Below are 15,060 nucleotides of genomic sequence, written 5' to 3' on the forward strand. Positions count from 1 at the left end.
GGAGGTGGCAAAAAGTGTTAAGACTTTTATGGAATAGCCAAAGTTCTATGGCAGCGCAGCAAGAAAAATTAGATGCTATATCAAACAATATTGCAAATGTAAATACTAATGGGTATAAAAAACTGGATGCAAATTTTAAAGACCTGGTTTACGAGACGCTTGACAGAAAAGGATACCCAGTATCCAAAGCTGAAGATGGGAAAGCCATACTTCAAAATGGTACTGGGGTTAGGGTAGGTGAGTGGACAAGAGATTCTACTCAAGGGGCTGTTACTCAGACTAGTATCTCAACTGACCTGGCAATAGATGGTAGCGGTTATTTTGAAGTGACTTTGCCGGATAATAGTAAGGCCTATACCAGATCAGGTAATTTCCTAGCTAATTCAGGTGGAAATATAGTTGATGAAAATGGAAATAACTTAGGAATAGTAGATGGTCAGGGCAATGATATTAATACGGTGAATGGTCCTTATAAGTTTACTGCTAATAATTTTAAGGTTGATTCAAGTGGAATTGTAACTATAAAAGAGGGTAATACGCAGACAGCTGTGGGCGAAATAAAAGTTTCAAATTTTATAGGTGATAGTTCAATGATTTCTGTAGGAGATAATTTGTTTGCGCCAAAGTCCGGTCAGGTTGTAGTGCAAAGCACGGATTTTTCTGTTATGCAAGGATACTTAGAACAATCTAATGTTGATATTGCAACAGAAATGACGGATATGCTAATTACTCAAAGAGCTTTTCAACTTAGTTCTACTACTTTAAAGACTGCAGATGAAATGTGGCAAATGGCTAATAACTTGCGTAAATAAAGTGTTTACTTCCAGATAGTACTTAGACATGCTTTTATTGGCATGTCTTTTTATAAGTTTTAAATAATTAAAAATAAATAATTAAGAATAAAATAGTTTTAATTGAACACTTGCTTTCATATATTATTAGTAAAGGCTTCAATAATAAGCTATAGGGGGATGAAAATGGGGATAGGATATTTAGTTGGTTGTTTATTTAGTATATTGCTGTGGAGATTTGATAGACAAGGTGTTTTTAATTTTATTAATAAGAAATTAAATAAAAAAATTAAAAATGTTTATCAACTACAATTAATATATTTTTGTATTTTAATTTTTATATATATTGGTCTTAACCTATTAGAAAAACATTTTTTTATTAAAAATGAACAAGTATACAATGCAGTTACAGCTTTTATAGTAATAGATATAAGTAATACAGAGAGAAAAAATTTAAAAAAGTCTGATAAAAAATATTTTTATGATACAATATCCACTATATCTACAGCACTTATATGTGGATTCATAGCACCTTTATTATGTATTTTAATAGTAGGAAATGTTACTGCTATTATATTTGCTATAATCTATAATTTATCACTTAACGATAATCTGAATATAATTAACAAGGTTAAATCTATTGTTATAATAATCCCATCATTAATTGCTGAAATATTTTTATATATGATTTATGTTTTAAGAAATAGAAATTTTAAGATAAATTTCAAAGGGGATTTTATAAGTAATCTTTGGAAAATACCTTTATTAAATATTGATATTTTAGCTGCTTATATAGAATCTGTTAATTTCTATTTTCATTATAATGGTAACAATATGCATTACTTAAAAAGTTATGGCGATTATAGTGGCAAAATTGATGATCTATGCATTAAGGATTATTTAAGCATTAGTTATTCTATATGTTTTATTGTTTTTGCTATTTTCGTTGTTTTTGAACTAATATAAGAATAAAACTATTATAACAAATATTTTATACACGAAAAAAAGTATATATTAATAGTATTGCAATACTATTAATATATACTTTTTTCATTTTTTTATAGTGTGCTAAATGCAGCTGTAATAGGAGGTATAACTTGTTTTTTTCTTGAAACTATACCAGGAATATATACGCCTTCATTAGTTAGCGTAACAGCAAAGGCTTTTGACACAATATCCTTATGTTCACCTGCGGCTATTAGTACGGATCCAGCGTTTAATATATCGGTTAACATTAGTAAAATCAAGTCAAAACCACTTTCTTTGGCCTTCTTGTTCATAAGTTCTATCATATCCTCTTTGAGAGGGTTAAAACTATCAATATACATTGTACCAACTTGTGATACCCCTACTTTAAAAGTGTTAAGTGTAAATGGCTTAAAGTCCTGATAGAAAATTTCCTCAGCGGTTTTACCCTCGAGAGACGTACCAGCTTTAAACATTTCTTTTGCAAACTCTTCTATATTTAAATTCGCAATTTGAGATAATTTATTTAGTGTAAGTTCATCCACTAGTGTAGAAGTAGGAGATTTTAGTGATAACGTATCAGAAATAATTGCTGCGCATAAAAGACCAGCAATATTTTTTGAAGGTCTAATTCCATTCTCAAAGAATATGTTTGCTACAATTGTTGAAGTACTACCTACAGGTTCATTTCTGAAATATATAGGAGAACCAGTCTGAATATCTGCAATTCTATGATGATCTATAATTTCTAATATTTCAGCGTCTTCAAGACCTAATACAGATTGTGTTTTTTCATTATGATCAACTAGTATTACTTTTTTTTTGTTTTGTGATATTAAATGAAACCTGGATATACTTCCAATGACTTTGTTATTTTCATTAATAACTGGATAACTTCTATACCTTGTCTCAATCATAATAGATTTTATTTCATCAATAAAATCATCTGAGTTAAAACTTACAATGTTTTTTTTGCTCATAACATGATTAATAGGGATACTTTGAGTTATTAATCTTGAAGCTGTAAAAGTGTCATATGGTGTTGTTATTATTGTGCATCCATTAGTTTTTGCATGCTCAATAACATCATCCGTTGGTGTATGGTTCCCTGTAATTATTAAGAGTGACGCTTTGCATTCAATTATTAAAAGTTGAGAATCTTCTCTATCGCCGCAAATGGCTACGTCTCCAATCTCGATTAAAGCTTTTGTGCTTTCAGGGTGCATAGCAGATACAATAATCTTTCCTGTTATTTTAAAAGTGCCAGTTGGCTTGCATATACATTTAGCTGATAGAGTATCCAAAATATTTTCAAGTGTGGTATTGCTTTTTGCAAGAATAGAATTGTCCCACACATCTAAATAACTTGAAGCAAGGTTTGAAACTGACGCAACGCCAGCAAGTCTATCATTATCATCAATAACAGGCAGAGTTTTAGTGTCATTTTTTCTCATTAGGGACCAAGCCATTTTAAGAGAAATATCTGGTGAAATAGGAGCTACAACATCAATGTCTAAATCTGAAATCTGTGTTTTAACTGTAGTTATTAGTTCGGGTTTTTCTACTTTAAAGTAATTAAGAATAAATTGTGTTTCGCGATTGATTTCACCGAGCCTTATAGGAACTGCAGGAATTTTCCCTGTTTTATTTTTAAATTGTGCATAGGCAATAGCGGCGCAAATCGAATCAGTATCTGGATTTTTATGCCCAGTAATATAAATTATGTTTTTCACGTATGTTCCTCCTAGTTTCAGTTTGCAATATATAAAATTTTAACTAACAATCATTACTAGTATTATTTTATATTCAAATTTACATATTGTAAAGAAAAAACAAAATATTCTTTTCATATGTAGCCGTGCATTCACATATATTAGAAGAGAATAAAAAATAGTAACTTAGTATTCTGAGGTAATAGTTAGAGAACATTATCTATCTTAGAGTGATAGGGGGGGTATATTAGTGTTAAATGAACGTGTTTCAAAGCATAATACTAAGGACGATAATAGGAAAGGAGTCTCTACCTATAATAATGAGAATGCAGCAAGAGGGCTTAGTAGTACGGAAGCTGAGTCTAGACTCAAAAAATATGGATTTAATAAGTTAGAAAATAAAAAGAAGATATCTGCTCTTCAAATATTCTTTTCACAATTCAATGATTTTATTACATGGATATTAATTGCAGCAACAGTGCTTTCTGGACTTATGGGAGAAAAAGCAGATGCAATAACTATTTTCATTATAGTTATAATGAATGGTATACTTGGGTTTATTCAAGAATTTAGAACTGAGAAATCATTAGAGGCATTAAGCAAACTTGCAGCACCGACTGCTAAAGTTATTAGAGATAGCGGAATCCTAGTAATAAATGCCATATATTTAGTGCCAGGAGATTTAATAATACTCGAGAGTGGCGATAGGATTCCTGCAGATTGCATTATAACAGAAGGTAACAATGCAATGCTAGATGAATCACTGCTTACAGGTGAATCTGCTGGGGTAAGTAAAAGTACTAATTCTAAGGAAAATGACATTTATATGGGAACAATAATTCTTACAGGAAAAGCAAAAGCAAAAGTTATGGCTACAGGCATGAATACAGAAATGGGGAAAATAGCGAATATGCTTCATAGCATTGAAGATGAAAAGTCTCCACTTAAAGAGAGACTAGCTCATCTAGGAAAAATATTAGTTATACTTTGTATAATAATATGTTTAGTTGTAACGTTTATGGGAATTTGGCGTGGTCAAGATAAATATGCAATGTTTTTACTAGGGGTAAGCCTTGCAGTAGCTGCAATACCAGAGGGATTAACTGCTATTGTTACAGTGGCCTTAGCACTTGGCGTATCTAGAATGCTTAAGAGAAATGCACTAGTTAGAAAATTACCAGCAGTTGAGACGTTAGGTTGTACTTCTGTAATATGCACAGATAAAACAGGAACTTTAACAGAGAACAATATGACAGTAAAAGCATTCTATTTTGATGGACATGGTTATGATGTTGATAAAGACAAAATCCCATTAAATTTACTCATGAAAAAAGCTTATACATATTGCAACGATTGTAATTACGATTTTAGCGTTAAAGATATGGAAAAATGCTTATTTGGTGATCCTACAGAAACTGCCTTAATTAAAGGACTTTTTAAGAATTCTAAAGATCTACAAGAATTTTTAAATAAATCAAAACGTGTATATGAAATACCTTTTAACTCAACAAGGAAAATTATGTCTGTAATTGTTAAAGAAAATGACAAGGAAATTTGTTATGTAAAAGGCGCTCCGGAGCGAGTTATAGAAAACTGTAATTATATATTGATCAATGGATCAGTGCAACTTATGCTAGCAAGCTATAAAAGCTCTTTAATAAGAGCTGTAGAGTCTATGTCCTACAAGGCACTAAGATGTATTGCTTGTGCATATAAGGTGTCTGGTATTGCTCGTAATGACGGCTTAGAATCTAATCTAATTTTTATAGGGATAGCTGGAATAATTGACCCTCCAAGGCGCGAAGTAAAGGATGCAGTTATAAAATGTAAGATTGCAGGCATAAAACCTGTAATGATAACAGGAGACCACAAAAATACAGCTTATGCTATTGGCAAAGACTTAGATATATGTAACTTCCCAGAGGAAGTTATAACAGGTGACGAACTGGATAAATTAAGTGATAAAGAATTAGATAAGAGCATTGATAACTTTAAAATATTCGCAAGAGTAAGTCCAAAACACAAACTAAGAATTGTAAAGGCTTTTAAACATAAAAATCATATTGTTGCTATGACTGGTGACGGCGTTAATGATGCGCCAGCTATAAAAGAAGCAGATATCGGAATAGCTATGGGAATATCAGGCACAGATGTAACTAAAGAGGCAGCGTCAATGATTCTTTTAGATGACAACTTTGCAACTATTGTTGCAGCTGTTGAAGAGGGCCGCGTTATATATAATAATATAAGAAAATTTATTAGATATTTATTATCTTGTAATTTAGGAGAGGTTCTTACCATGTTTTTAGCATCATTATTTTATCTCGAAAATCCACTACTCCCAATCCAAATTTTATTTGTAAATTTGGTGACAGATGGACTTCCTGCTATTGCTTTGGGCGTTGACCCAGCTGATCCAGATATTATGTTTGAAAAACCTAGAGGGAAAAATGAAAGTGTATTCTCAAGAGGTCTTACAGAAAAGATTTTAATTAGAGGATGTCTCATTGGTGTTTGTACTATATTATCGTTTATTGGTGGTAAATATTATGGCATGAGCATTGAAGCGTGTAGAACACTTGCACTTGGGACTTTGGTATTATCTCAACTTATACATGTGTTTGAATGTAGATCAGAAAAACACTCTTTATTTGAAATTAATCCATTTACAAATTTGTACCTAATTGGTGCAGTAGGGATATCTGTAACTATGCTAATTTGTATAGTATATGTTCCATTTTTACAGAGTGTATTTCATACAATACCACTTAATATGGGTCAATGGCTCATAATATTATTTTTCTCGGGAATAATTTCATTCATAAACAGTTTGTACTTATACTTAATGCATAAACACTAAGAATTTTTAAAGCATTGTATTAAGTAGTTTTACAAAAAAAAGATATATGACAAAAGTCATATATCTTTATTATTTAAAACGTTTATCTGCTCTAACTCGTTGTACCTTTTGTTCAGTTCCCTTCATTGGGACCAAATCTTTTTTTGTAGTCATATTTCTAATATTTACAATTTGAATTTGTTCTCTATGTTCTTTACCTTTTTTACCTTTCATTCCTTGAATTACAACAGAATGTCCCTGGAGCACAGAAATAAATTTTACTTTTTTAAACCAACGGTGTTTATCAAATACACACTTAGCAATAGATTTACTTCCATCAGCTTTTACTAAAATGGTTACAATTAGTTTATAAAATATTCTAAGATAATTTTTTTCTGTAACTTTAATTGATAGAACTCTGCCTTGAGCCTGAGTAAGTCTATCACCATATTTTTTTAAATAAGCATTTGTGTAGCTATTTGTAATTTTATCTTTAATTCCCATAAGTATTACTCCTTTATAATCAAAATTACTCTTTTACAACAATAAATAGTCTTTTACAATCAAAATCATAAAATATATAAAAATTCAATAAGTTTATTATATCTTATGTTGTAATTTAACTCAAGTATAAAAAAATTCTATTTTTTATATTTTAGTGGTTATAATGTGAAAAAATATATGTGCATACAAATTTAGAAAATAATATTAACTATAAAGTATAATATTTGTCCCCAATGTTTAATTTGAGAATATTAATATAATAAAGAATTGAAAGGAGGAGGAATATGAATAGAGAATTAACTCCAAAGGATATAATATACGAATTTGATATTGAAGATATGAATACACGAGAATCGGTAGATTCTATGCCGCAATATAGTGAAGTAATAGAAAATATTAAGACTGCAATGAGTATAGATGAAGAGGGTTTTAATGTTTATTTAATAGACAATTTTTCAAAAGAAACACTAAAAGATATTATGAAATATGTAAGTAAAACTTTTGAGAATAAAAGTAAGCCAAAAGATATTTGTTATGTATTGTATGAAGATGAAAAATGTCCTAGGCCTATTTTTGTAAGCAATGGGGGAGGTAATAGACTTAAAGAAACTCTTGAAGAGATGCAGAATGAGTATTTAGAAGTTACTTTCCAGTTTTATAATAATTCTATAGATAAGGAAAAGGAAGAGATTCAAGAAAATATCATAAAGAAAAGAAACGAGCTTATTGGCAGCTTAATAGATGCAGCAAAAGATGAGGGTTTTGATATAAAGTCTACTAATGGTGGATTTACATTCATTCCGTTAAGTCGTGGGAAAGAAATGTCTGAAAATGAGTATGATATTTTAGATAAAGAAACTAAAGAAAGCATTTTAAATACAGCAAGTATGTTAAAAGAAAAAGCTAAAGATATATTAGAACAATTAAAGTCGGTTGAATTAATAGATTTAGATAAAATAAAACAAATAATGCAAGTGTACTTTAAAAATGAAATGATGGATTTAAGGCAAGAGTACAAAAATATATTTATGGAAGATGAAATAGTAAAAGAATATATTGATATGGTTGCAGAAGATATTGAGGAAAAACTTATAGAAAATTATTCTCTAAATTATGATGATGATGATGAAAAAATAAATGAGATTATATACAAATATGTTGTTAATGTAATTGTAGATAATAGTGAGAATCAAATTCCACCAGTTATTTTTGAACAAGATCCAACTTTGACAAATTTAATTGGTAATATAGAGTATCAGAATAATAAAGGGGTTTATTCCACTGATGTAGGGTTCATAAAGGGCGGTAGTATGTTAAAAGCAAATGAAGGATGTTTGGTGATTAGAATAAATAGTTTACTTGCGAGTCCTTTGGCTTATTATCATTTAAAAAAATCTTTATTAACAGAAAAGGTAGATGTTGCATGTACTAATAATCATTCTGAGGTGGTTATTGTAAATACATTAAAGCCTGAGCCGGTGCCTATTAAAACAAAAATCATACTTATTGGGGATTATGAGTCATATGATTTGCTTTATAATTATGATGAAGACTTTAAAAAGATTTTTACTATAAAAGCAGAATGTAACCAAGTTCAAAATATAGATGATAGTTTAAAGAGTTCTTTAGTGTTTGAGATAAATAAAATTTGTAGTGAAAGTAACTTTAAGTTTCCTACTAAGGGAGCTATAAGAGAAATAGCAAAAATCCTATCTAAAAAGGCGCAGAGTAAGAAAAAAATATATTATGATAAATATGAAATAAATAAACTACTGATATTAGCTAACAATAAAGTTAATAAGGAAAATAAAAAAGAGATTGATTGTGATGATATAATAAAGGTAGGTTATACAAAAGATATTATGGAAAAAGAAATTCTAAATCACTATATTGAAAAGAAAATGCTTATTGATGTTACTGGCAGTAGGATAGGCCAAATAAATGGGTTATCAGTAATTGATACAGGATATTTTAGCTTTGGTAAACCAATAAAGATTACTTGCTGTTGTTACAAAGGTGCTGGTAATATAATAGATGTTCAGCAAGAGAGTAATCTAAGTGGTAGTATCCATAGCAAATCTATTAATATTTTGAAGGGTTATATGAGCGGTATTAATGGAGGATTTAGTAGACTACCAGTTGATTTTCATTTAAGTTTTGAACAAATTTACGGTAAGATAGATGGGGATAGCGCGTCCGTTGCAGAAATAATATGTATGCTCTCAGCTTTGAGCAAAATACCTGTAAAACAAAGCATCGCAATCACAGGGTCTGTAAACCAATTTGGAGACGTTCAACCTATAGGAGGAGTAAATGATAAAATAGAAGGTTTCTTTGCAGCCTGTAAGGTCATAGACGAAGCATGTGGCAAAGGAGTGCTAATTCCATCATCTAACTCAGACGACTTGGTTCTAAATGCAGATATTGAACTTGAAATTAAAAAAGGAAACTTTCATATATACACTATGACATCTATTGATGATGCAATCAGAGTACTAATGGGAAATTCTGATCAAACTTTTGAAACAGTAATGTTTGCCATTAACAAGGAATTGAAGAAATATAGTAGTAGAAAATAAAAAAAGCACAGATACTAATTTTTTAGTATCTGTGCCATTAGTTTTTTTATACGTTAAATCTAAAATTCACTACATCACCATCTTGCATAATGTATTCTTTTCCTTCAAGTCTAAATTGTCCCTTTTCCTTAGCAGCAGCTTCGCTACCACATTCAACTAAATTGTCATATGAAACTATTTCTGCTCTTATAAATCCTCTTTCAATGTCAGAATGAATTTTGCCAGCAGCAGCAGGGGCTTTTGTTCCAATGTTTATAGTCCATGCCCTTATTTCTGGAGCACCTGCAGTTAAAAAACTCATGAGGCCTAATAGTTTATAACTTGCGTGAATAAGTTTATCAAGGCCAGTTTCAGTAAGACCATATTCTTGTAGAAGCTCCATTCTTTCATCATCTTCTAAAGCCGATAATTCCTCTTCAAGTCTTGCGCAAACTACGATTACTTCTGAATTTTCACTTTTTGCGAACTCTTTAACTTTTTTAACCATTTCATTTTCAGTATTACCAGACATTAAATCATCTTCGCTGATGTTTGCAGCGTATAATACTGGTTTTGAAGTAATTAGGAAAAGAATGTTTACAAAAGCAGTTTCCTCATCGGTAAGCTCTAATGTTCGTGCTGGGAGGTTAGATTCAAGGTGCTCTTTTATTCTTTCCATAAGATCATATTCAAACTTTGCCGTTTTGTCACCAGAGCGAACAAGTTTTACTGATCGCTCCATCTTTCTCTCTAATACGTCAAGATCCGAAAATATAAGTTCTAAATTAATAGTATCTATGTCACGAGTTGGGTCAACATTGCCGTCTACGTGAATGACATTTTCATCGTCAAAACATCTTACTACATGAACAATAGATTCTACTTCTCTGATGTGAGATAGAAATTTATTACCTAAACCTTCTCCTTTACTTGCTCCTTTTACAAGACCTGCTATATCATAAAATTCAATTGCGGTGTGAATTATCTTTTTACTATTATACATAGCCTGTAGTACATCTAATCTTTTGTCAGGTACACTAACAACACCTATATTTGGTTCGATAGTACAAAACGGATAATTAGCAGATTCTGCGCCTGCTTTTGTTATTGCATTAAACAATGTGCTTTTTCCTACATTTGGTAAACCTACAATTCCTAGCTTCATATATATGTACATTCCTTTCATACTCTTAATATTATTAATTCCTTATAAATTATACCCTACATCTTAATGTATTTCAAGAAAGTAAATCAAAGTAATATTTTACATATATTAAATTTATATTACAATAAAAATCCAATATTAGTTAATATTATGGAATAAAAAATAAAAAAAATTAGCCGATTTTAAAAACTGATAATAATTTATAAAATAAGAAGGGATTTTCATTTTTATATAGAATATTACTTATTAGTGGTTAATAATGGTCTAAAGTGGGGCAAAGTGGAGTGAGTTTATAAATTGGAGGGAATAAAATGTTTATTGGTGAATATCAACATGCAATTGATAGTAAAAATAGAATGATTATTCCCACAAAATTTAGAGATGAACTAGGAAGTCAATTAATACTCACTAAAGGTCTTGATGGGTGCTTATATATATATACAATGGCAGAGTGGAAGATAATGGAAGAAAAACTAAAAAAACTTCCATTAACTAGTAAGGATGCCAGAGCATTTGTTCGGTTTTTCTTCTCTGGTGCCAATGAAATAACAATTGATAAGCAAGGAAGAGCTTTAATACCACAAAATTTATGTGAATACGCCTGTGTGCAAAAGGAAATAGTAAGCATAGGAGTATCAACTAGAATAGAAATATGGGCAAAGGACAAATGGGATAAATATAATGAATCGGATATTAATTTCGATGAGATAGCAGAAAAGATGAGTGAACTTGGAATATAAAAGGAGATATAAAATGGAATTTAAGCATATATCAGTTTTATTAAATGAATGTATTGAAGCACTAGATATTAAAGAGGATGGAATTTATGTTGATTGCACACTTGGTGGTGCAGGACATTCTTTAGAAATATTAAAAAAATTATCAGAAAAGGGTCGATTAATAGGAATTGATCAAGATGTGGACGCATTAAATGCAGCCAAGGAAAAAACTAAAGATTTTAACAACGTTACATTTGTACACGATAATTTTTATAATATTGAAGCAATATTAAATAATCTTGAAATAGACAAAGTTGATGGAATTTTTATGGATTTAGGGGTTTCATCATACCAATTGGATAATACGGAACGTGGATTTAGTTACATGCGGGATGCCCCTCTAGATATGAGAATGGATAGAAGTAAGGGGATAACGGCGTTTGATGTGGTTAACAACTATGAGGAGCAACAAATTGCAGAGGTTATAAGAAATTATGGAGAAGAAAAATTTTCAAAGCGAATTGCTAATTTTATAGTAGATAGGAGACAACTGGCGACCATAAATACAACTTTGCAACTAGTTGATGTTATAGATGCAGCGATTCCAGCAAAATTTAAAAGGGAGGGAGGGCATCCGGCCAAAAGAACTTTCCAAGGCATAAGAATTGAAGTCAATGGAGAACTTAAAATCTTAGATAAAGCAATAGAGGATGGGATAGGAAGACTACATAGCGGTGGAAGAATGGCAATTATTACATTCCAGTCACTTGAAGATAGAATTGTTAAAGTTAAATTTAAAAGCTTAGAAGATCCATGCAAATGTCCAAAAGAATTACCTATGTGCGTGTGCGGTAAAAAACCAATTATAAAACTCATAAGCAGAAAACCTATAAGAGCGACTGAGCAGGAGCTTGAAATGAATTCTAGAAGTAGAAGTGCAAAATTAAGAGTGGTTGAAAAAATTTAATTCTAAATTGAGGATGGAGTGAATAATGTGATAATAGAAAAAAACAACTTGGAAATGTTTGGAAACACAATTCTGGCACCAGATGAATCCTTTAGAGAGAGAGAAAGACATGAAGAACTAGAGAAATCACAAAAAAAAGCTAATAGCGCTAAAAAGCTTAGAGAGATCACGAGAAAAAAAAGTGTGCTTAGAAATATATTCATAGGTTTTATTATAGGCATGGTTATTGTATTTAGATATTGTATGATTTATAATTTACAAGCGGCGAATTCAAAAGCTGTTGCTCAGATAGATATGTTAAGTAAAGAAAATGATGCGTATGATGTAGAGCTTATGAAGTTTAGGAATATTAAGTACATCGAAGAAACAGCTACTACAAAACTTAATATGGTTGAACCAAAAATTAGTGATGTGGAATATTTAGATTTAAATAAAAATAACTTGGAGACAAATGAGGTTTCACAGGTGAAAATAAGTAAGAATGTAATTAGTAAAATTAAAAACATCATATTTTAAATAGATATTAATCTTAATGACATTTCAGCTCCGCAGGTGATGATTTAAGGCCTATTTAGAAAGAGCCGGTAAGGGGGAAATAAATTGGCAAGAGGAGAGTATAAAGACAAGATGCTTGTGAAACATAGAATGTTATTTGTCTTTTTCATACTTTTTGTTTTGTTTTTTCTATTAGTTACAAGGCTTAGTTATGTAATGATAGTTAAAGGAATAGATTATAAAGAAAAAGCAATGCTGCAATGGACAAATGATGAACGTATTGCAGCAAAACGAGGAAGAATTTTAGACCGAAATGGAAAAGAACTGGCAATAAGCGCAAATGTTTTTAGGGTAGATTTAGATCTTAATTCATTAAGAGAAACTACAATCAAAAACAAGTTAACTATGAAAGATATAGCACCACAGCTTGCCCAAATACTTGATATGAAATCTGATGATGTTTTAACCATTTTAACTAAAACTAATGAAAATGGTAAGCCTATTGGGTCAGCACTTTTAAAAAGAAGGATAGAAAAATCTACTTCTGATAAAATTAGCGATTTTTCTAAAAAATATAAGCTTCGTGGAATTGTTACTACAGCAGATACGAAAAGATATTATCCAAATAATAATTTCTTAGCAAATGTTCTAGGACATACTAATTCTGATGGAAATGGATTAATTGGTGTTGAACTATATTATAATAAATATTTAACGGGTATACCTGGAGTGGAAATTTCAGAGAATGACATGAGAAGCAAGGTATTACCTTATACGGCATCTGATTATACAGCGCCAATAGATGGTAAAGATGTAATACTTACTGTTGATGAGATGATTCAATTTTTTTGTGAAAAAGCAGCGGACCAAGCTATGATTGATAATAAAGCGGCAGGAGTTACTATTGTAGCGACTAATCCTCAAAATGGTGAAATACTAGGAATGGTTAATAAACCAGACTATAACCCTAATGACCCTTGGGATCTTACTAAAACTTATGATGAAAATCAAAAAGTATGGAGAAACAGGGCAGTAAGTGATACGTTTGAGCCAGGTTCTATTTTTAAAGTAATAACAGCTACGGCAGCTATGGAAGAAGGACTAGTTAAGGAAGATGATAAGTTTTATTGTACTGGCAGCGCTACGGTTTCAGGTCAAAAAGTAAACTGTTGGAAGACTACAGGGCATGGTGAGCAAAATTTTGTTGATATTTTAAAAAATTCCTGTAATGTTGGATTTATGGAGCTAGGCAAGCGGTTAGGCGCTGAAAAACTAAATAAGTATATTTCCTTGTTTGGTTTTGGTAAAACTACGGGCATTGATTTAAATGGAGAAGCTTTAGGAATAGTTAGAAAAACTGAAGATATGACCCCGCTTGATGTAGCAGTAACATCATTTGGGCAAGGCACTTCTTTGTCTAGTGTGCAGTATATAACAGCTTTTAATGCTATTGCTAATGGAGGTAAGCTTATAACTCCTCATATTATGAAAGAAATAGTAGATATTGATGATTCAAATAATAAAAAGATTTTGCAGGCATACTCAAATTATAATGAAAGAAGAATAGTGGATGAGGAAACTACAAAACAACTTCGAACTTATCTTGAACAAGTTGTAGAAAATGGAGGGGGTAAAAAGGCATACATCGCTGGATACCATATTGCTGGAAAAACAGGAACCGCTCAAAAGGTTGATCCCTTAACGGGTGGGTATGCACCAAAAAAATATGTGGCATCATTTGCAGGAATGGCACCATCAGATAATCCTCAAATATCTATAGTAATTAATATTGATGAACCTGATGCATCTAATTATTATGGTGGTCAGATTGCTACAGTAGTTGCAAAACAATTATTTAATGATATATTTAATTATTTAGCAATTAAATCTGATGCAACCAGTGAAGAAATTGGAAAAAGTTTGCTTAAAGATGTTATTGTGCCTGAAGTAAGAGGTCTTAAAAAAGCAGCTGCAGAAAAGATATTAAAAGATAGTAATCTAAAGATGAAACTTAGTACCAATGGAGATGTAATTACTGACATGACTCCTAAACCTGGATATACGATTAAAGAGGGAACAGAAGTTATTTTGCATACTAATACGAAGGTGAAAAATAATAATATCGTTATGGTTCCGAGTATTATAGGGAGCAGCCCTGAGGCAGCTAGCACACTTTTAAATGGTTTAGGTTTGAGAGTTAAATTTGTTGGTAATGGAATAGCGGCAGAGCAAAGCATAGAAGGCACAGAGGTTAAAAAAGGAACTACAATTACAGTAAATCTAGATATTACCGCTGATTAGTTAAATAATCACCAAGGGTGATTTAAATCATCATATTCAATGC

At 30.9% G+C, this 15,060-nt stretch carries 11 protein-coding genes; 8 read left to right on the top strand and 3 right to left on the bottom strand.

Annotated elements, in window-relative coordinates; all coding sequences use genetic code 11:
* The first annotated feature begins 14 nt into the window (after positions 1 to 14).
* Both ACREVX_RS03475 and ACREVX_RS03480 read left to right on the top strand, forming a co-directional pair.
* Positions 15 to 812 carry a flagellar hook-basal body complex protein gene (locus ACREVX_RS03475; RefSeq protein ID WP_431542777.1) on the top strand — a complete coding sequence of 266 codons (798 nt, stop codon included), beginning with the start codon at positions 15 to 17 and terminating at the stop codon, positions 810 to 812.
* 165 nt (positions 813 to 977) lie between these two features.
* A complete protein-coding gene (locus ACREVX_RS03480) occupies positions 978 to 1,757 on the top strand; it encodes a hypothetical protein (RefSeq protein ID WP_431542778.1) in 780 nt (259 codons plus the stop codon).
* A gap of 92 nt (positions 1,758 to 1,849) precedes the next feature.
* Here the strand turns inward: ACREVX_RS03480 and ACREVX_RS03485 are convergent, their stop codons facing one another.
* On the bottom strand, positions 1,850 to 3,490 hold the full coding sequence (locus tag ACREVX_RS03485; protein WP_431542779.1) for a putative manganese-dependent inorganic diphosphatase: 1,641 nt from the start codon (positions 3,488 to 3,490) through the stop codon (positions 1,850 to 1,852).
* Between the two features lie 229 nt (positions 3,491 to 3,719).
* Here ACREVX_RS03485 and ACREVX_RS03490 point away from each other — a divergent pair, with 229 nt between their 5' ends.
* Positions 3,720 to 6,329 (top strand): calcium-translocating P-type ATPase, PMCA-type, encoded by a 2,610-nt coding sequence (locus ACREVX_RS03490; protein ID WP_431542780.1) that lies wholly within the window; start codon positions 3,720 to 3,722, stop codon positions 6,327 to 6,329.
* Between the two features lie 69 nt (positions 6,330 to 6,398).
* Here ACREVX_RS03490 and ACREVX_RS03495 read toward each other — a convergent pair whose 3' ends face one another.
* Entirely contained in the window at positions 6,399 to 6,812 is a 414-nt protein-coding gene (locus ACREVX_RS03495; RefSeq protein ID WP_431542781.1) for a hypothetical protein, read from the bottom strand.
* Positions 6,813 to 7,096: 284 nt separating this feature from the next.
* Between ACREVX_RS03495 and ACREVX_RS03500 the strand changes: the two genes are divergently transcribed.
* Entirely contained in the window at positions 7,097 to 9,391 is a 2,295-nt protein-coding gene (locus tag ACREVX_RS03500) for an AAA family ATPase (protein WP_431542782.1), read from the top strand.
* A 46-nt stretch (positions 9,392 to 9,437) separates the two neighbouring features.
* Here the strand turns inward: ACREVX_RS03500 and ychF are convergent, their stop codons facing one another.
* Positions 9,438 to 10,535, bottom strand: coding sequence for a redox-regulated ATPase YchF (gene ychF / locus ACREVX_RS03505; RefSeq protein ID WP_431542783.1), 1,098 nt, complete (start codon positions 10,533 to 10,535; stop codon positions 9,438 to 9,440).
* Positions 10,536 to 10,846: 311 nt separating this feature from the next.
* Here ychF and mraZ point away from each other — a divergent pair, with 311 nt between their 5' ends.
* From mraZ to ACREVX_RS03525, 4 genes are all read left to right on the top strand, one after another.
* Positions 10,847 to 11,275, top strand: a complete 429-nt coding sequence (gene mraZ / locus ACREVX_RS03510; protein ID WP_431542784.1) for a division/cell wall cluster transcriptional repressor MraZ — start codon at positions 10,847 to 10,849, stop codon at positions 11,273 to 11,275.
* Between the two features lie 13 nt (positions 11,276 to 11,288).
* Positions 11,289 to 12,221 carry a 16S rRNA (cytosine(1402)-N(4))-methyltransferase RsmH gene (gene rsmH / locus ACREVX_RS03515; protein WP_431542785.1) on the top strand — a complete coding sequence of 311 codons (933 nt, stop codon included), beginning with the start codon at positions 11,289 to 11,291 and terminating at the stop codon, positions 12,219 to 12,221.
* Positions 12,222 to 12,248: 27 nt separating this feature from the next.
* The gene (locus tag ACREVX_RS03520; protein WP_431542786.1) at positions 12,249 to 12,737 is read left to right on the top strand and encodes a hypothetical protein; all 489 of its coding nucleotides are present in this window, start codon (positions 12,249 to 12,251) and stop codon (positions 12,735 to 12,737) included.
* 84 nt (positions 12,738 to 12,821) lie between these two features.
* Positions 12,822 to 15,017 carry a stage V sporulation protein D gene (locus ACREVX_RS03525; RefSeq protein ID WP_431542787.1) on the top strand — a complete coding sequence of 732 codons (2,196 nt, stop codon included), beginning with the start codon at positions 12,822 to 12,824 and terminating at the stop codon, positions 15,015 to 15,017.
* The last annotated feature ends 43 nt before the right edge of the window (positions 15,018 to 15,060 follow it).

Source organism: Clostridium sp., from assembly GCF_050717545.1.
Classification (GTDB): Bacteria; Bacillota; Clostridia; order Clostridiales; family Clostridiaceae; genus Clostridium_AD.

Bases quoted from the DNA above. Each gene is read 5' to 3' on its own strand.
- ACREVX_RS03480 (WP_431542778.1), top strand. From the start codon at position 978: ATGGGGATAGGATATTTAGTTGGTTGTTTATTTAGTATATTGCTGTGG.
- ACREVX_RS03495 (WP_431542781.1), bottom strand. From the start codon at position 6,812: ATGGGAATTAAAGATAAAATTACAAATAGCTACACAAATGCTTATTTA.
- ACREVX_RS03500 (WP_431542782.1), top strand. From the start codon at position 7,097: ATGAATAGAGAATTAACTCCAAAGGATATAATATACGAATTTGATATT.
- ychF (WP_431542783.1), bottom strand. From the start codon at position 10,535: ATGAAGCTAGGAATTGTAGGTTTACCAAATGTAGGAAAAAGCACATTG.
- mraZ (WP_431542784.1), top strand. From the start codon at position 10,847: ATGTTTATTGGTGAATATCAACATGCAATTGATAGTAAAAATAGAATG.
- rsmH (WP_431542785.1), top strand. From the start codon at position 11,289: ATGGAATTTAAGCATATATCAGTTTTATTAAATGAATGTATTGAAGCA.